General features: G+C 41.2%; 22 protein-coding genes. 21 read left to right on the top strand and 1 reads right to left on the bottom strand.

From position 1 onward, the window contains the following. Window positions 1-297 precede the first annotated feature (297 nt). The gene (locus EKM76_RS09295) at window positions 298-573 is read left to right on the top strand and encodes a hypothetical protein (RefSeq protein WP_125550399.1); all 276 of its coding nucleotides are present in this window, start codon (window positions 298-300) and stop codon (window positions 571-573) included. A 32-nt stretch (window positions 574-605) separates the two neighbouring features. Here the strand turns inward: EKM76_RS09295 and EKM76_RS09300 are convergent, their stop codons facing one another. Further along, window positions 606-1,298 carry a DUF1361 domain-containing protein gene (locus tag EKM76_RS09300; RefSeq protein WP_125550400.1) on the bottom strand — a complete coding sequence of 231 codons (693 nt, stop codon included), beginning with the start codon at window positions 1,296-1,298 and terminating at the stop codon, window positions 606-608. 175 nt (window positions 1,299-1,473) lie between these two features. Between EKM76_RS09300 and cdaA the strand changes: the two genes are divergently transcribed. The 20 genes from cdaA (at window position 1,474) to EKM76_RS09400 (ending at window position 19,649) form a co-directional block, all read left to right on the top strand. Continuing rightward, window positions 1,474-2,313, top strand: a complete 840-nt coding sequence (gene cdaA / locus EKM76_RS09305) for a diadenylate cyclase CdaA (RefSeq protein ID WP_125550401.1) — start codon at window positions 1,474-1,476, stop codon at window positions 2,311-2,313. Continuing rightward, entirely contained in the window at window positions 2,310-3,398 is a 1,089-nt protein-coding gene (locus tag EKM76_RS09310; RefSeq protein WP_125550402.1) for a CdaR family protein, read from the top strand. The genes cdaA and EKM76_RS09310 overlap by 4 nt, the downstream gene beginning before the upstream one ends. A 29-nt stretch (window positions 3,399-3,427) precedes the next feature. Further along, window positions 3,428-4,786, top strand: coding sequence for a phosphoglucosamine mutase (gene glmM / locus EKM76_RS09315; RefSeq protein WP_125550403.1), 1,359 nt, complete (start codon window positions 3,428-3,430; stop codon window positions 4,784-4,786). Window positions 4,787-5,166: 380 nt separating this feature from the next. After that, on the top strand, window positions 5,167-6,981 hold the full coding sequence (gene glmS / locus EKM76_RS09320; RefSeq protein ID WP_125550404.1) for a glutamine--fructose-6-phosphate transaminase (isomerizing): 1,815 nt from the start codon (window positions 5,167-5,169) through the stop codon (window positions 6,979-6,981). 116 nt (window positions 6,982-7,097) lie between these two features. Next, window positions 7,098-7,616 carry a VanZ family protein gene (locus EKM76_RS09325; protein WP_125550405.1) on the top strand — a complete coding sequence of 173 codons (519 nt, stop codon included), beginning with the start codon at window positions 7,098-7,100 and terminating at the stop codon, window positions 7,614-7,616. 94 nt (window positions 7,617-7,710) lie between these two features. Then, window positions 7,711-8,451 (top strand): YebC/PmpR family DNA-binding transcriptional regulator, encoded by a 741-nt coding sequence (locus EKM76_RS09330; protein WP_125550406.1) that lies wholly within the window; start codon window positions 7,711-7,713, stop codon window positions 8,449-8,451. Window positions 8,452-8,596: 145 nt separating this feature from the next. Further along, window positions 8,597-9,553, top strand: coding sequence for a competence type IV pilus ATPase ComGA (gene comGA, locus EKM76_RS09335; protein ID WP_125550407.1), 957 nt, complete (start codon window positions 8,597-8,599; stop codon window positions 9,551-9,553). Beyond that, entirely contained in the window at window positions 9,465-10,541 is a 1,077-nt protein-coding gene (comGB, locus tag EKM76_RS09340; protein WP_125550408.1) for a competence type IV pilus assembly protein ComGB, read from the top strand. The genes comGA and comGB overlap by 89 nt, the downstream gene beginning before the upstream one ends. Continuing rightward, a complete protein-coding gene (gene comGC, locus EKM76_RS09345; protein WP_125550409.1) occupies window positions 10,541-10,825 on the top strand; it encodes a competence type IV pilus major pilin ComGC in 285 nt (94 codons plus the stop codon). Before comGB ends, comGC begins: the two co-directional genes overlap by 1 nt. Further along, window positions 10,822-11,235, top strand: coding sequence for a hypothetical protein (locus tag EKM76_RS09350; protein ID WP_125550410.1), 414 nt, complete (start codon window positions 10,822-10,824; stop codon window positions 11,233-11,235). The genes comGC and EKM76_RS09350 overlap by 4 nt, the downstream gene beginning before the upstream one ends. Further along, entirely contained in the window at window positions 11,228-11,515 is a 288-nt protein-coding gene (locus EKM76_RS09355) for a type II secretion system protein (protein WP_125550411.1), read from the top strand. The genes EKM76_RS09350 and EKM76_RS09355 overlap by 8 nt, the downstream gene beginning before the upstream one ends. Next, window positions 11,496-11,963, top strand: a complete 468-nt coding sequence (comGF, locus tag EKM76_RS09360) for a competence type IV pilus minor pilin ComGF (protein ID WP_125550412.1) — start codon at window positions 11,496-11,498, stop codon at window positions 11,961-11,963. Before EKM76_RS09355 ends, comGF begins: the two co-directional genes overlap by 20 nt. After that, window positions 11,944-12,237 carry a hypothetical protein gene (locus EKM76_RS09365; RefSeq protein ID WP_125550413.1) on the top strand — a complete coding sequence of 98 codons (294 nt, stop codon included), beginning with the start codon at window positions 11,944-11,946 and terminating at the stop codon, window positions 12,235-12,237. Before comGF ends, EKM76_RS09365 begins: the two co-directional genes overlap by 20 nt. Window positions 12,238-12,338: 101 nt before the next feature. Continuing rightward, window positions 12,339-13,349 carry a class I SAM-dependent methyltransferase gene (locus EKM76_RS09370; RefSeq protein WP_125550414.1) on the top strand — a complete coding sequence of 337 codons (1,011 nt, stop codon included), beginning with the start codon at window positions 12,339-12,341 and terminating at the stop codon, window positions 13,347-13,349. A 128-nt stretch (window positions 13,350-13,477) separates the two neighbouring features. Continuing rightward, complete coding sequence (locus EKM76_RS09375) at window positions 13,478-14,674, top strand: acetate/propionate family kinase (RefSeq protein ID WP_125550415.1); 1,197 nt, start codon at window positions 13,478-13,480, stop codon at window positions 14,672-14,674. Window positions 14,675-14,832: 158 nt separating this feature from the next. Beyond that, window positions 14,833-15,750 carry an ATP-binding cassette domain-containing protein gene (locus tag EKM76_RS09380; RefSeq protein ID WP_125550416.1) on the top strand — a complete coding sequence of 306 codons (918 nt, stop codon included), beginning with the start codon at window positions 14,833-14,835 and terminating at the stop codon, window positions 15,748-15,750. Beyond that, entirely contained in the window at window positions 15,743-16,522 is a 780-nt protein-coding gene (locus EKM76_RS09385; RefSeq protein WP_125550417.1) for an ABC transporter permease, read from the top strand. The genes EKM76_RS09380 and EKM76_RS09385 overlap by 8 nt, the downstream gene beginning before the upstream one ends. A 9-nt stretch (window positions 16,523-16,531) precedes the next feature. Then, window positions 16,532-17,197, top strand: a complete 666-nt coding sequence (locus EKM76_RS09390; RefSeq protein ID WP_125550418.1) for a response regulator transcription factor — start codon at window positions 16,532-16,534, stop codon at window positions 17,195-17,197. Window positions 17,198-17,237: 40 nt separating this feature from the next. After that, window positions 17,238-18,140: a sensor histidine kinase gene (locus tag EKM76_RS09395; RefSeq protein ID WP_125550419.1), complete on the top strand. Its 903-nt coding sequence runs from the start codon at window positions 17,238-17,240 to the stop codon at window positions 18,138-18,140. A 132-nt stretch (window positions 18,141-18,272) separates the two neighbouring features. After that, window positions 18,273-19,649, top strand: coding sequence for an amino acid permease (locus EKM76_RS09400; protein WP_125550420.1), 1,377 nt, complete (start codon window positions 18,273-18,275; stop codon window positions 19,647-19,649). Window positions 19,650-19,817 lie beyond the last annotated feature (168 nt).

The raw sequence follows: 19,817 nt of genomic DNA on the forward strand, positions 1-19,817 counted from the left end.
TTTGACGCGATCAAGTATGAAAACTAATCAAACTAACTAAATTAAGTCAAACTTGGCTAGTCATGACTAGCCCAAGTCGTGAATATAGAGAAATTACGTAAAACTGATAATTTGGCCAATCAATTTGATGCATATGCATAATTCAGGATAAGAATTGACTAAATGGATAAATAAACGATTGTTCGCTATTTATTACTAGTTGAAATGGGTTTTCCTATAGGAAAAAGCAATCAATAGTGAAGTTTCTTTTATGATTGGGGTTCGCGCTTAACGATCCATCGGACTTTTGATCAAGTTGTGTGGAGTCTGATCTTATTAGGGGTTGTCCTTAGTTTCTTAGAGCGGACGTTTTTGCTACGTGTTTTGCGGATGGCGTTCTTTGGCCTATTAGTTTTTCTGTTCTTCTTTGAAGGTGGCCGCTCGCGGTACATGATTCAATTTTTGCCGGTGATCTACATTTCAGCAGTAGTGGGTTGGTGGCGCGCTTGGCAGTTTATGCACGCCAATCAATTTATCAAGTTCGCTGGCTTAAAAGCCTGGCTTACGCGAAACAAGTTAAAAACTAATGAATAATTTAGCATAATAAAAGAAGCAACCAGCTCGGGCTATTCCTGAGTTGATTGCTTCTTTTCTAATTGTTCAGCATTAGGCGTGGTGTGTTTAAATAGTTGTAAACAGACATAAATCACTAACTGGATCAAAGTCATTAGGAAGACAAAAATTAGCATCCGCGGATCCCACATTTCCAGTAACGGTTTAATAAATTTAGTCGGTTCAAGAATAATGTAGATCGAATGCAGACGAAGAAAACGACCGATAAAAATACCAACGGAGGTTAAAAAAGTGATCAAAACGACTAGGCCGGCTTTGAGCCAGAAAGTATCAGTTAAGTGTAGTCGAACAATTACAGCTTGAATAGTATGTTCCATGCTCCAAAAACCTAATATCGTACAACTTAGCGTCGCCAAAGTCAGGTTAGTGTACGCTAGCCACATGCGCAGGCTGAAGCGTATCAGGCCAGTAGCGGGATCGTAAGGATCTAGCATCGATAAATGAAATAAATCAGTGAGTAGATAAGGTGCATTAGGATAGAACAGTAGCCATAGTACCACTAAAATCCAGAAGAAAATAGCGGGTTGCGGTTTGTTTTGATCGTAATGTAAGGCAATTTCAATCGGAATATAGCCAAGAAAAGTATTTAGTAAGATAAAACGAAAGGGTTCAACGGCGAAAAGATATAGATATAAGAAAAATAGTAAGAAAGCGCCGCGTACTAACCAGCGATAACGTTGGACCATTAATTATCACCTCCACAAGTGAACTTACTTCTATTTTAACAAATTATTCGGCTTATCGCGCAGCTCGTGCACTTTTAAACCAACTTTTGTTAGCAAACACTTGATAATTGACCGACATAACATTGATGTTCGTGCTATAATAATACGCGAGTTTACAAAAATGGAGGTAGCCTGCATGTCTTTAAATTGGAGCGACTTGCTGACCTGGGGTAATTTTGTCAACGTACTCGATATTTTGGTCGTTTGGTATTTTGTTTACAAACTGATCATGTTGGTTCGTGGGACTAAGGCAGTGCAATTACTCAAGGGAATTGTCGTCATCGTTGTGATCAAACTGATCAGTTGGGGCATTGGTCTCCGCACGGTCTCCTATATTATGGATCAAGTCATCAACTGGGGTGTGATCGCTGTTGTGATCATTTTTCAACCGGAAATTCGACGGGGCTTAGAACATCTCGGCCGTGGCTCGATATTTACGCGCAATCGGAACCAAAATGAAAAGGAAAATCAGATGATCGCCGCTTTAGATAAAGCAATTCAATACATGTCGAAGCGTCGAATCGGCGCTTTGATCACGATCCAGATGAATACAGGTCTGGAAGATTATATTGAGACGGGCATCGATTTAAACGCAGATGTTACTGGCGAACTATTAATTAATATTTTTATTCCTAATACGCCGTTACATGATGGTGCGGTGATCATTCAGGACGATAAAATTGCTGTTGCTGCTGCGTACTTGCCGCTTTCGGAAAGTAACTTGATTCCCAAAGAATACGGTACGCGGCATCGTGCGGCTGTCGGTATTAGTGAAGTGACCGATGCGCTGACTATTGTCGTTTCTGAAGAAACTGGTGGCGTAATGATCACCCGCAACAGTGAAATGTTACAGGAATTAACTCAAGAAGATTATTTGAAATATTTGCGGCGTGCTTTAGTTAAGCCGGAAGTACCACAGCGAAATGTCGTTCAAGAATTTATTGAAGGCATTATCAAAGGGGGTACCCGTAAATGAATGGGTTCAATAAATTTTTTAATCGCCCCTTAGTTTATCGGATTTTAGCGCTTTTTTTTGCAATTTTGTTATTTGGTTACGTTAATATTGATCGAATCAACTCGACCCGCCAAGCGACGAGTAGTAGCACAACAATGCTAGCAAATAAAAGTCGAACTTTAAATGTACCATTGCAGATCAATGCAGATACCGATAAATACTTTATTACTGGTTATCCGGAAAAAGTAAAAATCAATATTGAAGGGCCTAGTGCCTTAGTGACTGCGACTGCCAATACGCAGAATTTTAAAATTATGGCTAATTTAGAAAAATTAGGTGTCGGTAAGCATACGGTACGCTTGCGACAAGAAGGACTAAATAAAGAGCTTGGGTATCGAATCGTACCTAGTAAAATTACCGTCAATATTCAAGTTAAAGCAACCAAACGCTTTCCGATCCAAGTCAGTTTTAATAAAGCTAATTTAGCACAAGGATACACTAGTGGTGATCCAGAATTGAGTCAATCAACGGCGGTTGTCACTGGCTCCAAGGCTGAAATTGCGGCAATTGATTCGGTAGTCGCTAATGTAAATACGCAAAATAATATAACGACTGATATTTCGCAGCAAACGGCATTGCAAGCACTAGATAAGAACGGTAATACCGTTAATGCTTTATTGGATCCGGAAACAGTAAAAGTAACGATTCCCGTTATGCGACCAACCAAGAAAGTACCGATTAATTTACAGCAAACTGGGACTGGTGATAGTGATAAAACTTATCATTTGTCCAGTGACGTTCACAGCGTGACATTGACTGGTGCACAATCTAGCTTAGATAAGATCTCTAGCCTAGATTTAGATGTATCGTTAACTGATGTTGATCGTACAACTACCAAGACGGTCACTGTGCCTACGAGTTCTGGTATTACTGCGGTGCCAAGTACGATTGCTGTAAAAATTACGGTTAGTGATGCAGGTTCAAGTTCAACTGAGGACGCTAGCAGTACTGACAGCAGTACAGCAGCAACAAACTCAAGCAGTAGTAATAGCACAAGTGCTAGTAGTGACAGTGGCAGCTCAAGCAGTTCATCTAGTAGCAACTGATATTTGAATATGAAATGAGGAATTTAAACATGGGTAAATACTTCGGAACAGATGGTGTACGTGGGGTGGCTAATCAAGAATTAACACCAGAATTAGCCTTTCGCGTCGGTCGTACTGGAGGCTATGTCTTAGCGCAAGCTCAAGAAAGTAAAGAAAAGAAACCGTTAGTTCTAGTTTCCCGCGATACGCGGATCTCTGGTCAATTGCTGCAACAATCTTTGATCTCCGGTTTACTTTCGGTCGGTATTGAAGTCTTGGATCTGGGGATCATTTCTACACCAGCGGTTGCTTATTTGACGCGCATTCAAGGTGCGGCAGCAGGCGTACAAATTACGGCTTCGCATAATCCTGCAGAATATAATGGCATCAAGTTCTTCGGTCCAGATGGCTTCAAATTATTGGATGAACAAGAGGCAGAAATTGAAGCACTTTTAGATGCACCTACAGATACGTTACCACGGCCAGCGACGGATGGTTTGGGGACGTTAGCGGATTATCCAGAAGGCATGCTCAAATACACTCAATTTTTGGAACAAACGCTACAAGAAGATCTATCTGGCATCAACGTGGTCATCGATGCCGCTAATGGTGCGACTTCTGGGATCGTTACTCGTTTGTTTGCCGATTTAGAAACTGACTTTACTACAATTGCAACCAAACCTAATGGCGTTAATATCAACGATGGCGTTGGCTCAACTCATCCAGAAAAATTAGCTGCAGCGGTGGTTGAACAACAGGCACAAGTTGGTTTAGCTTTTGATGGTGATGGTGATCGTTGTATCGCGATCGATGAATTAGGCAATATTATTGATGGCGATAAAATCATGTTTGTTTTGGGCCAATATTTTGCTGGTCGGGGACGTTTGAAACAAGATACTGTGGTTACAACGGTTATGAGTAATTTAGGTCTGTACAAAGCGTTAGCTGCTGCTGAATTGACCTCGAAGCAGACTAAGGTCGGCGATCGTTATGTCGTTGAAGAAATGCGTGATCATGGCTATAATCTTGGTGGTGAACAATCTGGGCACGTGATCTTGTTTGATTACAATACCACTGGTGACGGCTTGCTGACGGGGATTCAGTTGCTGAACGTGATGAAGCAAACCGGTAAAAAATTATCCGAGTTAGCGGCACCAGTCACGACATATCCACAACGCTTAGTTAATATTAAAGTGATCGACAAGAAACAAGCCTTAGCTGACCCGGAAATTAAATCGGTCATCGACACGGTGGAAAAGGAAATGAATGGTGACGGACGTGTTTTAGTTCGGCCCAGTGGGACTGAGCCATTATTGCGCGTAATGGCGGAAGCCGCTACCCAAGAAAAAGTAGATCAATACGTTGAACGCATCGCGGTCGTTGTTCGTGAACGAGTCGGCGTTAAATAAAGGTTATGATTTAAAGTCAGGGTAAATCCCTGACTTTTTTGATTTGTCGTAAAATATGAGTTGATTTATCAATACCAATTTAAAAATTTAAATAAACTTAATTAGTGAACTTATTGACAAGGTCTAATTAATCGGCTATATTTATACCTGTTTCCAAGTTTAATAACGCGAAAGGAAGTCTATACCAATTTAAAAAAACGGAATAGCGCCTGGGCCACTTTTAAGTGGTTGACGAGGAGGGAGTCTATCGATAATCGGCGGGTGACTCCAGGGTCTGCACTCTACAGATCAGTTGTTAAATACAAGTGTAAGCTTGCAACAGAGCACTGATCACGCAGCTGGAAACATATACTAAAACTCAGTGAGAGAAGGAATTGTATATGTGTGGCATTGTTGGTGTTATTGGTAAAGAAAATACGGTCGAGATTTTACTTAACGGCCTTAGAAAATTAGAATATCGCGGCTATGATTCAGCCGGCGTTTACGTTAATGATCAAAATGGGCACGACTATTTAGTTAAAACTAAAGGACGAATTGCCGCGCTAGAAGCAGAAATTGGCGCTGATGTAACCGGGACAATGGGAATTGGCCATACACGTTGGGCGACACATGGTATTCCTAGTGACTCTAACGCACATCCCCACGTTTCTGCTGATGGCCGTTTTTACTTGGTTCATAATGGTGTGATCAATAACTTCGCCCAATTACGTGATCAATATTTAGCTGACGTTGATTTGGTTAGTCAAACTGATACTGAAGTCGTAGTTCAACTAATTGCACACTTTGCCCAGGCGGAAAATTTATCTGGCAAGGAAGCTTTCCGCAAAACGTTGACCTTATTGGACGGTTCATACGCCTTTTTGTTGGTCGATCGGACCCAAGCTGACAAGCTATATGTCGCAAAAAATAAGAGTCCCTTACTGATCGGTGTTGGTGCTGGTTTTAACGTTGTTTGTTCTGATGCAATGGCAATGTTAGCTGAAACCAAAAACTTCATCGAATTACATGATGGTGAAATGGTAACGGTGACTAAAGAAAAGGTTGCAATTGAGACGCTTGCTGGTGAAGCAATCACACGCGCGTCATATCATGTTGACATGGATGCTAGTGATACTGAAAAAGGACCTTTCCCATTCTATATGCTGAAGGAAATCAATGAACAGCCTGCAGTATTGCGGCGCTTAGCACAGGATTACTTGGATGAATCCGGTAAGCCAGTGATCGAGCCTGATTTGTTGGCGGCGCTGGACCAAGCAGATCGGCTTTATATTTTAGCTGCTGGCACTAGTTATAATGCTGGCTTAGCCGCTAAGTCAGTCTTTGAAACCTTAGCTAATATTCCGGTTGAAGTGGGTTTGGCTAGTGAGTTTGGCTACAACACTCCATTATTATCGAAGAAACCTTTCTTCTTATTCCTATCACAAAGTGGTGAAACTGCGGATAGCCGGCAGGTCTTAGTTAAAGTCAATGAGTGGGGCTATCCTAGTCTGACGATGACTAACGCGCAAGGTTCAACGTTATCACGTGAAGCAACTTATACCATGTTGCTTAATGCAGGTCCAGAGATCGCAGTTGCCTCCACTAAAGCTTATACAGCACAAATTGCGTTACAAACAATTTTAGCTAAGGGGTTAGGCGAAAAACGTGGTGTTAAGTCAGCACAAGACTTTAATGTACGCGAACAATTAGGCTTGGTTGCTAATGGGATGCAGACGATCATTGACGAAAAAGATTTCATCAATCAGTTAGCCCAAAATTATTTAGCAACGACGCGCAATGCTTTTTATATTGGTCGGGGCTATGATTATGCCGTCTCTTTGGAAGCGGCTTTAAAATTAAAAGAAATTTCCTACGTTCAGGCAGAAGGTTTTGCTGGTGCTGAGTTGAAGCATGGTACGATCTCATTGATCGAAGATGGAACGCCAGTTATTGCCATCATCACTGACGCACGAGTAGCTAGCCATACGCGCGGTAATATTCAAGAAGTGCGGGCCCGAGGTGCGCATGTCTTAACGATTGCGATGGAAGCAGTGGCGGATAAGGAAGACAATCTTATTTTGGCGGATATTGATCCATTGATCTCACCATTACTGAGTGTTGTACCGACTCAATTATTAGCTTACTACACCAGCTTAAATCGCGGTTATGATGTTGATAAACCACGTAACTTAGCCAAGGCAGTGACAGTTGAATAATAATTTTGAAGAATCGAGCTGCATGTAGCTCGATTTTTTGATGCAATTTTTTATGAAATATTGAGGCAAATCGGTAAATACGCTATAATCGATGAGGTACTAAGCAAATATGAGGAGTGATCAGTATTAAACGACTATCACATGATAATTGGTGGTTACTTTTGTCCTTAGCAATCATGATTTTACTATTTATTAGTTCTGCCCAAACTTATCAGCAGCAAACTTCAGTTCCGTTTTTGGCGCGTTGGTTACATGATCAACCGTTTAAGCAGCAATTAGCGGGGATCTCCTTTACTTATGTGGATCAAAAAGTGAGTATCGCCAGCAGTGGCTATTTTAAATTCATCGAATTCTTCATCCGTAAAGGAGCGCACTTCGGCAGTTATTTTCTAATTGGTTTAGGTGGTTATATGGGCTACAGATCACGAATCAAACAAACTGGGTTAACTATGATCGTCGTTTGGCTAGCTGCAACCGGGTATGCGGCGCTAGATGAATTCCATCAAAGTTTGACTGGTGGACGTACACCGTTGTTTCAGGACGTTTTATTGGATGCTTGTGGGGCGCTAACCGCAATTGTTTTGGCGTGGCTGATCACCAAGTTTTGGCGCCGTCGCGGTAAAAAAGCCGCTTAAGCGCTTGATTGCAAGCGGTGTATCTGCTACTATATATTAGGTGTCTTTTGAACTCGGCACACGATTTTTAAGATAAAGGAAAGAGGGACATAACATGTCAGGACATTCAAAATGGCATAATATCCAAGGCCGTAAAAACGCCCAGGATGCCAAACGTGGAAAAATTTTCCAAAAAATATCTCGCGAGTTATTCATGGCTGTAAAAGCTGGGGGTCCTGACCCTTCATCTAACCCCCAATTGCGCTTGATCATGGATAAGGCTCGTGCAGCTAACATGCCTAAAGATAACGTTAAACGGGCTGTAGATAAGGGCGCTGGCTCAGATACAGCAAATTACGAAGAAACTACTTATGAAGGATATGGTCCCGGCGGTGTCGCTGTTTTGGTACACGCCTTGACTGATAATAAAAATCGGACGTCATCTAGTGTACGTGTTGCGTTTACTCGTAATGGCGGTGCATTAGGTGCTTCTGGATCTGTTGCTTACATGTTTGATCGCCGTGGGTATATCGTGATCGAACGTGAAGGCTTGGATGTTGATGAAGATCAAATGTTAGAAGATGTGCTTGAAGCTGGTGGCGATGATCTACAAACCAGTGATGAAGCCTTTGAGATCTATACTGATCCTAAGCAATTAGCGGCTGTTCGCGATGCTTTGGCAGCTAAAGATTATAAGTTGGCGACTGCTGAACTAACGATGATCCCAGAAAACACGACACCAGTTCCAGCTGACAAAGCTGAACAATTTGAGCGCATGATCGATCTTTTAGAAGACGATGATGACGTTTCTGAAGTTTACTATGCTGGCGAATTGCCAGAAAACACTGAGGCTTAATGATGTTAAGCTAGGTAGCAACAGAAACCTAGCCAATCGCTTTTTAAATACACCACAAATTTGTGGTGTATTTTTTTGTCTAAAAAATTATTGGGATCGTTCTGCGTATATTAAATTATAGCAAGTAAAAAATGGAGGTGGGTTTGTGACCGTTGCAGCTCAAGTCACTGATTTATTGGTCCAGTGCATTGACCAGCAGGCTAGTGACTTATACTTTTTACCATATCAGCACACTTATCAACTGCAAATGCGGACAACTGGAGGAATTACTCAATTATGCAGTTTGCCAGAAGGACAGGCAAAGGAATGGCTAAACCATTTAAAATTTACAGCTAAAATGGCATTAAGCGAGACACGTCGCCCGCAACTAGGTGCACGGCAGCTTGAAGTTGAAGGCCAAACTATTTTTTTACGACTATCAACAGTCGGCAATTTTCAAAATCAAGAATCACTGGTCATTCGTTTTATTTACGTGCAAGCGGCTCGATCCCGCTATATTTTTCCGCAGCAGTTCAGCCAATTAACTGAGCTTTGCCAACAGCGTGGCCTAGTTGTTTTTGCGGGGCCAACAGGTTCGGGTAAAACAACTACGCTATACCAATTAGCTGCTGGTTTAGGTGCTAACAAGATGGTCATGGCAATTGAAGATCCAATCGAAATTTTTCAGCCTGATTTTTTACAGTTGCAAGTTAATGAAGCTGCCGCAATGACCTATCCTGCATTATTAAAGGTGGGTTTACGCCATCGACCGGATATTCTGATCGTTGGTGAAATCCGTGATGAACAAACGGCCAATGTGGCGGTTCGGGCAGCATTAAGTGGGCATTTAGTTCTGAGTACTGTTCACGCGCGGACAGCACGGCAGGTTGCCACACGACTGAACGAGTTGGGAATCGAAGCGGCCACACTGGCGGCCTGCTTAACTGGCGTCAGCTATCAACGATTGTTGCCTACAACAGCAGGGGCGGCAGTTCTATTTGATATTTATGATCCAACTCAAGGAGGAGAGGGAAATGAATCGACTTGGCAGCAAAGCTTGGCGCGCGCCGTTAAGTTGGGCAAAATCGATTTGGCCACGCAACAAGCCTTCATTAGTGGATAGACACGCAACTAATTTTCAAGCTGATTTTTTTAGTTTGTTAGCGGACTTGTTATTGGCTGGCTTTTCGATTGCGCAAAGCATCCAATTCATGCAAGTTTTATTACCTCAATATACCGACCGTTTAGATCAATTAAGTGAGGTCTTACGTGATGGGGCCAGCTTGGCTGCTGGCTTTGAAAAAATTGGGGTCGATCGGGACATTGTCAATCAAATTAAAATCACGCAAGAGCATGGTGATTTAACCGATGCTTTGACCCAAATTGGTCGACTATTGGCGGAAAAGCTGCGCCAGCGTCAACAATTAAAACGGCTATTGCGTTATCCATTATTATTATTGACTTTAGTTGCCGGATTATTACTGGTGGTTCGTTATCTAATTGGTCCTGAACTGCGGCAATGGCAACTTAATTTAGATCATGAAGTGCTACTTTATTGGCTAATATTTATTGGGTTATTGCTATTGACCAGCCTGTTGCTAATTGGCCGACTATTACGTGTTTATTTACAGCGGAATCCCTTAAAGAAAGCCCAAGCACGACTGCGTTTACCGGTATTAGGAAAAACTTACCAATATTATTATCATTATTATTTGTTATTTAACTTAGCTATCTTGCTGAAAAGTGGATTGAACTTGCAGGCAATTTGTCGTTTATTACAAACCTTGGCCCCAGACAGCTTGTTGTATTGTTTGGGCCAACAAATTGAACCACAGTTGGAAGCTGGTGTGGCGCTTAGTGACATTATTACCCAGCAGCCACTGCTACCAGCACAACTGAAATTGTTTGTACGTAAAGGCCGCTCGCTGGATCATTTAAGTGATGAATTATTAATGACAGCACGCTTGACTTATCGGAAAATGCTGGCGAGCTTAGCCAAATTAGCGACTTACGTGCAGCCACTATTGTTTGCGGTGATTGCGCTATTGATTATTGGTGTTTATTTGAGTTTATTATTGCCGATGTATCACATGATGGAGGGATTATACTAATGAAAATATTCAGAAAAAAGAAAGCGTTTACTTTAATTGAAATGGTCGTTGTGTTATTTATTATTACTTTACTGATTTTGGTTATTTTGCCTAATGTTGGTGCTCAACGCCAGCATGCACAAAAGACTGGGGATGAAGCTTTTATCAGTACAGTAGAAACGCAACGAGAATTATATCAAAACGCGTATGAAGGAACGACGCCGAGTTTAACTGATTTAAAGGATAAAGATTATTTAACTGAACGCCAATTTAAGCGCGCTCAACAAATGAAGCTGAATCCATGAAACATTCAGGGTTTACGCTATTGGAGTCAGTGATTGTTTTAGGCCTAGTCACTAGTTTTGCTTTAATTCCACTGACTCAATTTGGACCAATCAAACAACAACATGCAGAGCAGCTCTTCTTCGATGATTTTGATCAGGAATGGCGTTACCTGCAGGCGTATACGTTGTTACGCGGAGAGCGCGTGAAGATCCATATTACACGGCATCAAGCTACATTTATAACTTTTCAGGGTCAGAAACCGATGACAACCAAAAATTTGATGATGCCAGCAGGGTTGCATGCTGATTTGCATAATCTTTCAATCGATCCGCCTGGTCAAATGGGTCCAAGCCAGATTAGTTTTTGGTCAGATTATTTTCAACGGCCAACTACGATCAAACCGCAGATGGGATGGGGAATTTATGAATAAGCAACGTGCATTTGCATTAGTGGAAAGTATTTGTGCCTTAACGATAGTGGTGATCGGTATTTATACTTTTAATACGACCTTCCAGCAATTTATTTTGAAGTTACGCCAGCAGCGCCAGTCAACCGATCAGGCGCAGGTTTTATGGATCGCGGCACAGCGACAACGACAACAGACTAAATTATCACAGCTGCAAATTAATGGTTATGTGTATCAAGTCCAGACACAGCCACAAAAAATAGGCGTGGGTCAAGGAGCTCATTATGCAGAAATTTCTTGGTAAAGCAACGCCTGCGTTTACGTTACTGGAAACTATGATTGCACTGCTAGTTTTTGGATTGACCTTAAGTTTGATCCAAACAGAATTACAACAGTTGCCACAAGTTTTAGCGAAGACTTTTGTTGAAGAAGATATTGGCTGGCATTTAGCGGTTCAACAATTTGAGGAGTTTAGTGCCGGTGCAACGTTTGATAAATGTGAAAATAATAAAGTTTATTTTTATCAACCCGCTAAGAAAAAACAATATCGAATCGAACCTTATAAAAAAATGATTCGCTTAATGGGCAGTAAAAAAGGCCATATGCCGCTGTTGACCGGAGTAGAAAAAGCCAAGTTGACTTACCAAGCACCATTTGTAAAATTAACGGCAACGATGACTAGTGGGCGCAATTATCAAAGTGAATTTTATTTACCACCAGCGGAGGAAAAACATGAAAAAGCGGCCAGCTAGTTTGTTATTATCGGCTTGTTTACTTTTGAGTCTACTGTTATTGTTGATAAGTGGGTATTTGCGGGTGTATGAGCGGCAGATGCGGACACTACAATTGGCGGAACAGAGTTATCAAGTTAAAAGTTTGATTGCTTTGGCACAAGCACGACACAAACAAGGTGAAGATCAGGAATGGTATACTTTTAATTTAGGTCGTGTTCATTTAGATAAGACACGTGCACAAGTAAAATTAAAAACACAAGCACAAATCGTGACTAAAGCGTTACCGCAGTAAAAACCCAGCATGGTCGCATTAGCACTGTAAGAAAGCGCTTGAAATGCGCCTGTTGATTGGTTAGAATAGTAAAGTGAACAATTTTAATTTGAGGTGAAAATATGGGACAAACAGATGTCGGTGAACTGTATAAGCGTCTTGATACAACGACCGCATTGTTAAAGGAAGATTTAGATGTTTCCTACATGGACGCCTTAATCGAAACCAGTGAAAATATTTTAGATGGCGGCCGCGTCAAAGTTGAGGCAGGCTTACCGCACCAACAAATACGCGAGCAATTGAACGCGCAATATGCACAAATCAAGCTTGGTCAATTAACGACAGATGAGATCCGTCAGGCGGTACAGTTATCGATTTTGCGTGGTGAACGTACAGATTTAATTCAGGCTAATCATCAGATGACACCTGATTCGATTGGATTTTTAGTTGCCTATTTACTAGAAGCTTTAGCGGATTTAACCAATAAACCAACTCTATTGGATATTACGGTGGGCACAGGAAATTTATTGTACACCGTTTTGAATCGATTACAGGTAGCAACTAAATCAGTTGGAACAGTTTATGGAATTGATAATGATGATACCATGTTGGCGCTCGCTGGTGTGAGTGCCCGTCTGCAAGGATTAAACGTTGAATTATTCCATCAAGATGCGATCAGCGATTTGGTGGTACCTCAAGTGACGGCTAGTGTAGCAGATCTACCAATTGGCTACTATCCGGTCGATGAGCGGGCAGCAAACTTTGCGACCCGCGCCACAAGTGGGCATTCATACGCACATCATTTATTGATCGAACAAAGTATGCGTTATACGGTTGCTGGCGGATTTGGCTTTTTCGTTGTGCCAAGTATGATTTTTAAATCCGCTGAAGCCAAGAGCTTGACTAAATGGATGACATCAGCCACTTATATGCAAGGGTTACTGAATTTACCACGTGAATTATTTCAGGATGAAGACGCTCAAAAAGCAATTTTGATCCTGCAAAATAAGGGTGATCAAGCAAAACAGGCTCAGCGGGTCCTACTTGGCGAGTTTCCTTCTTTGAAAGATCAAGTTGGCTTCCGCCGTTTTACTGATGAGTTAACCCAGTGGAAACAGCAAAACTTAGCTTGATGCAAAGCTAAATGTCATCAGTCGGTCTAAATTAGTAAAATGTGATCTGGTTCTTGTCACTTAATATTCTTTTTGTAACATGAGAATAAACGTCAAAATTAATCTAATTTGTTGAAGGAGCGCTAGTCATGTCAAAAGTAATTGCAATTAATGCAGGTAGTTCAAGTTTGAAGTGGAAGCTGTTTGAAATGCCATCTGAAGCAGTTATAGCTGAAGGAATGGTCGATCGAGTCGGCTTGAAGGATTCAGTTTTTACAGCTAAATATGGTCCTGATGAAAAGGAACGCTTTAAAGCAACGCTAGATATCAATGACCAAACAGCAGCCGTGAATATGTTGTTAAAAAAATTGATCGATTTGAAGATCGTTGCTGAAATTACTGAAATTACTGGGATCGGTCATCGGGTGGTTGCTGGTGGCGAAATTTTTAAAGAATCAACAGTGATCACTGCTGAAGTAATGCAGCAAATCGATGACTTAGCTGAATATGCACCATTGCATAATCCGGCGGAACTACAAGGTATTAAAGCTTTTTCCAAGCTATTACCTGATGCATTAAGTGTTGCGGTGTTTGACACGTCCTTCCATCAGACGATGCCAGCGGTTAATTATTTGTACAGTATTCCTTACGAATATTACGAAAAATATGGTGCACGTAAGTATGGGGCGCACGGAACTAGTCATCGTTACGTGGCAAATCGGGCTGCTGAGATTCTGGGCAAACCATTAAGTGATCTAAAATTGATTACTTTACATTTAGGTGCCGGTGCTTCAATTACTGCGATTGACGGTGGTCGTTCTGTGGATACTTCTATGGGCTTCACGCCATTAGCTGGGGTAACAATGGCAACCCGTTCCGGAGATATTGATGCTTCATTAGTGGCTTATTTAATGCAAAAACTACATTTATCTGATCCGGAGGATATGATCGACATCTTAAATAACAAATCCGGAATTCTTGGTATATCTGGGGTATCACCTGATATGCGTGATCTAGAAAAATCACGGGACACTAATCCACGTTCTCAATTAGGTATCGATATTTTTGTTAACCGAATTCAGAAATATATCGGCAGCTACATTGCTGAAATGGGGGGCATTGATGCTTTGATCTTCACTGCTGGTATCGGTGAAAACGATGTGCTCATGCGTAAACGCATTATCGACGGTTTAAGTTACTTCGGTGCTGAAATTGATGACCAACGTAACGATGTGCATGGTGTCGAAAAAATTATTAGTACAGATGACGCTAAGTTAAAGGTATTATTGGTTCCAACTGATGAAGAATTAATGATCGTTCGCGATGTGGAACGCTTACGTAGCTAGTAAAGTCAAAATGATCTTAAGAAAGGTTCTATAACCATTGGACAGTTAAGTCTAATAGTTTATAGAACCTTTCTTTATACTTTCTTTACATCTATCCATCTGCTTTTTTTATGCCTATAGCATATGCTGAGACTATTAATTAGAGGAAGTGAATTGCAGTGACTGAAATTATTTTGAAAACAACTGGTGTGACCAAAAAATATGGGCAGCATAAGGCGTTGGCTGATGTTTCAATTGAAATTCGTCGTGGTATGATTTATGGTTTAATTGGCGAGAATGGGGCAGGTAAGTCGACGTTTATGCGTGCAATTATGGGATTGATCGAAACCGATACGGGGACAATTGAACTATTTGGACAACATGATACCAAGGGCTTGCAACAAGCACGTCGTAAAATGGGCCAATCAATTGAGATGCCTGCACTATATCCAGAGCTGACAGCACGTGAAAACTTACAGGTGCAAGCAGCCAATGGTGGCGTCGATGAAACTGAAATCGAACGTTTATTAACCATGATGAATCTGGCAACAACTGGACGTAAACACGTGAAGAATTTTTCCTTAGGTATGCGGCAACGTTTAGCAATTGCGGTAACGTTGGTAACTAATCCGGAATTTTTGATTCTTGATGAGCCAACTAATGGATTAGATCCAGCAGGGATTGCAGAGATCCGTGAGATTATTTTACAATTGGTCAATGAACGCGGATTAACTGTGCTTATTTCCAGTCATTTATTGAATGAGTTATCGTTGGTAGCAACGCATTATGGTATTTTGCATCATGGTCGATTAATTCGTGAGTTATCTAAGGAGCAGATAGCTCAGGAAAGTCAGCAATATATTGAAATAGAATTAGCCGATGCCCAGGCGGCGATACCAATATTGGATCAAATGCAGATCGCCGATTACACGGTAGTCGATGCACAGCATATCAATGTTTATCAGCATAATCAGGCAGTGGCACAGATCAATCGGGCCTTGGTGTTAGCAGATATTGCAGTGACGCGGATTGGTGTGACGCAACAACAGCTAGAAGATTATTTCTTGAACTTGACCGGAGGTGAGCAGCTTGTCTAACTTATTAGCAGCTGATAAAATCAAATTGACACACAGTAAAAAGATTATATTAGTGCTATTGATCATGGGACTTTTACCATTAGTTCAGGCATTAAATGGTCAGTTAACGGTTCACTCAGGCTTTAAGCTTACTCAGTTGAAAGATATAGTGATCGATGGTGCTACTAGTATTTTAATGATCGAGAAAAATGGTTTGACGCTTTCTGTGGTTCTCCTAGTTTTTGTTAATTTTTTTATTGGCGAGGAATTTCAACATGGAACTATACGTAATGCACTATCTTTAGGCCAGCGGCGGGCTGACTACTATTTGGCTAAGTTGATCATGGCTGCAGGACTCACCTTTGTAGCAGCAGTGGTGACAACGGTGGTTGGGATGCTTAGTTACAGTGTGTTGTTTAATTTTGGCCAGGTAGTTGGAATTGATCATTATTTCAGTTATGCTTTACAAGCATTTATTGTGCTCTATTTATTAATATTGGCTAATGTTGCGGTATATGTTGCGGTAACTTTTATTACTAAAAATACTGGTATGGCCATGGTCTGGGGCTTTTTATATACAATAGGTACTGGCTTTGTGCCTGGAGTTTTTCAACAAACTGAGCATTTTAAATTTCTTACCAATTGGTTTACCCAAACGTATTTATTTTATCGTAATTTAGCATTACCAGCTGCAATCACTGAATTTCCGCAAATGATTTTGGTAAGTGGTGCTACAATAATTCTAGCAACTATTTTAGGTATTTATATTTTCAAACACACGGATATAAAGTAGGCGAAACCTGTGGCGACAATTTTAATTATTGAGGACGATGCAGCAATTCATCAAATACTGGAAACAACACTACGGCAACATCAATTCCAAATAATCAATGCTTTTTCTGGAACCGAAGGAAGATTACGGTTTGATCCGGCCAAGGTTGATTTGATCTTGTTGGATCTAATGTTGCCGGGAATGTCTGGTGAAGCTTTATTAGCTGAATTACGACAAATATCAGCAGTACCGATCATTGTGTTGTCAGCAAAGCATGACCAAACGGTTAAGTTAGCGATGTTAGCTCATGGTGCCGATGATTATATAACTAAACCATTTGATTTGGCTGAGTTAGTTGCACGAATCAATATTCAGATACGTCATGCCACATCGAGCCCCCAGCCTGCGTTACTACGCTATGAACAATTAAGTATTGATTCAGTGACCAGACAAGTTATGTTTGCCCAAAAGTCGCTACAGTTGACCGCTCGTGAGTATGCTATTTTAAAATTATTTCTCCAGCAGCCGCATAAAGTATTTAGTCGCCGTAATTTGTATGAAAGTGTCTGGCAGGACGACTATATTGATGGCGAAAAAACAATTAATGTGCATATCAGCAATTTACGTAATAAGCTACGTCAGGTTGGTGCGGACTATATTCAGACTGTTTGGGGTGTGGGGTTTAAGTTCGATTAAGTAAGCTTAAAAATAATAGTAATGAAAGGACGTTTAGCAAATGACAACGATTATCTGGCTGGGAGTCGGGGCGCTTTTGCTGGCGTCTTTTTCTTATATTCTGCGTTTACGGTATGAACTAAAACAAATACGGCAGCAAGTGCAGCAAATACCAGTTATCGGGCAACATGGTACTCGTTTATTTTTTACGTTGCGTGATCGAACCGTGCGCGATCTAGTCGCCCAACTAAATCAAATGATTGAATATTACGAGGCCCAACAGACCCAGATTCAGGGACGAGAACAAAATCTACAATTATCGATCACTGGGTTATCGCATGATCTACGCACCCCATTAACGGCGATCAATGGCTACACGCAACTGTTGCAACAAGCGGAAAATACGCCTGCACAACAGGCACAATATATTGAGATCATTGAACGATCAGTAACCCGTTTATTGGAATTGACCGATAATTTTTATGAATTAGCGCGTCTAGAAACAACGGCCAGCAAATTAAAGTTAGTTCCAGTGGCGCTGTATCAATTGACTGAGGAGTTATTTTTATCCTTTTACGACCAGTTCCAACAACATCAATTGCAGGTGACTTTCCCAAAATCAGTTAATGAACAAAAAATTGCCGCAGCACCAGTTTTACTAACGCGTGTGATTCAGAATATAATTCAAAATGCGCTGCGTTACGCTGTAAAACACGTAGTGATCGATTATCAAGTAACTGAGCAGGAAATCATTTTAACAGTGAAAAATGATTTTGCGGCCACTGAACAAATTGCAATAGAACATATTTTTGAACGTTTTTATACGGGTAATGCCAGCCGGAATACGTCAGCCAGTGGTTTAGGCCTTTATATTGCACAAAAGTTGGTGACGCGGATGCACGGTAAAATGAGTGCTAAAGTAGCTGACAATTGGTTTTACTTACAATTAGCTTTTACCAAATGAGTCAACTAGATGAATTGTTTTCACTTTTATTTGAATAAGTTTCAGCTGCTTCACCTTAAAAATAGAAATTGCCGGTGTTATAATTGATAAATCGGATTACAGAAAATTTATCATAGGTGATAGGAGCAAATTATGACACGCAAAGCAATTGATGCACCACAAGAACTCGAACGTAATTTAAAAAGTCGCCACGTGCAATTAATTGCGATCGGCGGCACGATTGGTACTGGACTATTCTTAGGGGCAGGAAAATCGATCCACTTAGCAGGACCGGCTATTATTTTTGCTTATCTGATCACCGGCCTTGCCTGTTTTCTATTGATGCGTGCATTAGGTGAACTATTACTTTCTGATTTGAAATTAAATTCATTTGTTGATTTTATTAAACGATACTTAGGTGAAAAAATCGGCTTCGTGACTGGCTGGACTTACTGGATCTGTTGGATCACGATCGCGATGGCGGATGTGACGGCAATTGGGTTGTACATGCATTTTTGGTTTCCTAATTTACCGCAATGGTTACCAGGATTAGTGGTTCTAGTGATTTTACTCGGTGTTAATTTAGTCACTGTTGGGGCTTTCGGTGAAGTCGAGTTCTGGTTTGCCTTAATAAAAATTGTGGCGATCGTCGCGTTGATCGCAGCTGGTATCTTTATGGTGATCGTTGGTTTTCACACACCGGTTGGGACCGCTAGCGTGGGTAATTTAGTTAATTTCGGTGGTGTTTTTCCAACCGGCTTGAAAGGATTTATTCTCTCGTTTCAAATGGTTGTTTTTGGCTTTATTGGGATTGAAATGGTGGGGATCACAGCAACGGAAACGGAAAATCCCAAAAAAGTAATCCCTAAGGCAATCAATGATATTCCGCTACGAATCATTTTATTCTATGTAGGCGCGCTGACCGTCATTATGTGTATTTATCCATGGAATGATTTATCCGCTTCGCAAAGTCCGTTTGTGCAAGTTTTCAAAAATGTGGGTATTCGCTCAGCGGCAGGGATCATTAATTTCGTTGTGATCACTGCGGCGGCGTCAGCTTGTAATAGTTCGTTGTTCAGTACTGGGCGGATGCTATTTTCACTGACCTATGACAGCAAGAATCCACGTTTGCGTCAATTAAGCCGGCTGTCCAAAAGCCATGTTCCAGCGACGGCATTATTATTTTCCACAGCAATTATTGCTATTGTTGTTTTACTGAATCTATGGATCCCCGACGTTGTGTTTACGTTGGTTTCTAGCGTTGCGACAACCTGTTTCTTGTTTATCTGGGGCACGATCATCGTTGCTCATATCCGCTATAGGAAAACGCAAGCGGCTAAAAATAGTTCATTCAAGGCACCATTTTTCCCATGGGGTGATTATTTCGTGTTGGCGTTCTTGATTTTTGTAGCCGTTGTTTTGTGTTTGGCACAGGATACTTTAGTCGCGTTGGTTCTCGCGCTAGTTTGGATCATTGGACTATATATATTTAAAACACGGCACGAACAACGCTTAGCAGCCAAAGCTTAATTTTAAAGAAAAGCCACCGTATGCACTAGGCCCTGTCAAGTTGACAAATGAAATAATATAAAGTTGAATCTGTTTCTAAGCGGCTTCACTCCAGTATTCATCTGGGGTGAGGCCGTTTCTTTGTGCTGAGCGATTGTGGTGATTGAAATATTCGATTCCTTCCTCAAC

It is taken from the genome of Loigolactobacillus zhaoyuanensis (genome assembly GCF_003946385.1).
In the GTDB taxonomy this organism is placed as follows: domain Bacteria; phylum Bacillota; class Bacilli; order Lactobacillales; family Lactobacillaceae; genus Loigolactobacillus; species Loigolactobacillus zhaoyuanensis.

Bases quoted from the DNA above. Each gene is read 5' to 3' on its own strand.
- EKM76_RS09310 (WP_125550402.1), top strand. From the start codon at position 2,310: ATGAATGGGTTCAATAAATTTTTTAATCGCCCCTTAGTTTATCGGATT.
- comGC (WP_125550409.1), top strand. From the start codon at position 10,541: ATGAAAATATTCAGAAAAAAGAAAGCGTTTACTTTAATTGAAATGGTC.
- EKM76_RS09370 (WP_125550414.1), top strand. From the start codon at position 12,339: ATGGGACAAACAGATGTCGGTGAACTGTATAAGCGTCTTGATACAACG.
- EKM76_RS09375 (WP_125550415.1), top strand. From the start codon at position 13,478: ATGTCAAAAGTAATTGCAATTAATGCAGGTAGTTCAAGTTTGAAGTGG.
- EKM76_RS09330 (WP_125550406.1), top strand. From the start codon at position 7,711: ATGTCAGGACATTCAAAATGGCATAATATCCAAGGCCGTAAAAACGCC.
- glmS (WP_125550404.1), top strand. From the start codon at position 5,167: ATGTGTGGCATTGTTGGTGTTATTGGTAAAGAAAATACGGTCGAGATT.
- glmM (WP_125550403.1), top strand. From the start codon at position 3,428: ATGGGTAAATACTTCGGAACAGATGGTGTACGTGGGGTGGCTAATCAA.
- EKM76_RS09400 (WP_125550420.1), top strand. From the start codon at position 18,273: ATGACACGCAAAGCAATTGATGCACCACAAGAACTCGAACGTAATTTA.
- cdaA (WP_125550401.1), top strand. From the start codon at position 1,474: ATGTCTTTAAATTGGAGCGACTTGCTGACCTGGGGTAATTTTGTCAAC.
- EKM76_RS09365 (WP_125550413.1), top strand. From the start codon at position 11,944: ATGAAAAAGCGGCCAGCTAGTTTGTTATTATCGGCTTGTTTACTTTTG.
- comGB (WP_125550408.1), top strand. From the start codon at position 9,465: ATGAATCGACTTGGCAGCAAAGCTTGGCGCGCGCCGTTAAGTTGGGCA.
- EKM76_RS09355 (WP_125550411.1), top strand. From the start codon at position 11,228: ATGAATAAGCAACGTGCATTTGCATTAGTGGAAAGTATTTGTGCCTTA.
- EKM76_RS09300 (WP_125550400.1), bottom strand. From the start codon at position 1,298: ATGGTCCAACGTTATCGCTGGTTAGTACGCGGCGCTTTCTTACTATTT.
- comGF (WP_125550412.1), top strand. From the start codon at position 11,496: ATGCAGAAATTTCTTGGTAAAGCAACGCCTGCGTTTACGTTACTGGAA.
- EKM76_RS09395 (WP_125550419.1), top strand. From the start codon at position 17,238: ATGACAACGATTATCTGGCTGGGAGTCGGGGCGCTTTTGCTGGCGTCT.
- EKM76_RS09350 (WP_125550410.1), top strand. From the start codon at position 10,822: ATGAAACATTCAGGGTTTACGCTATTGGAGTCAGTGATTGTTTTAGGC.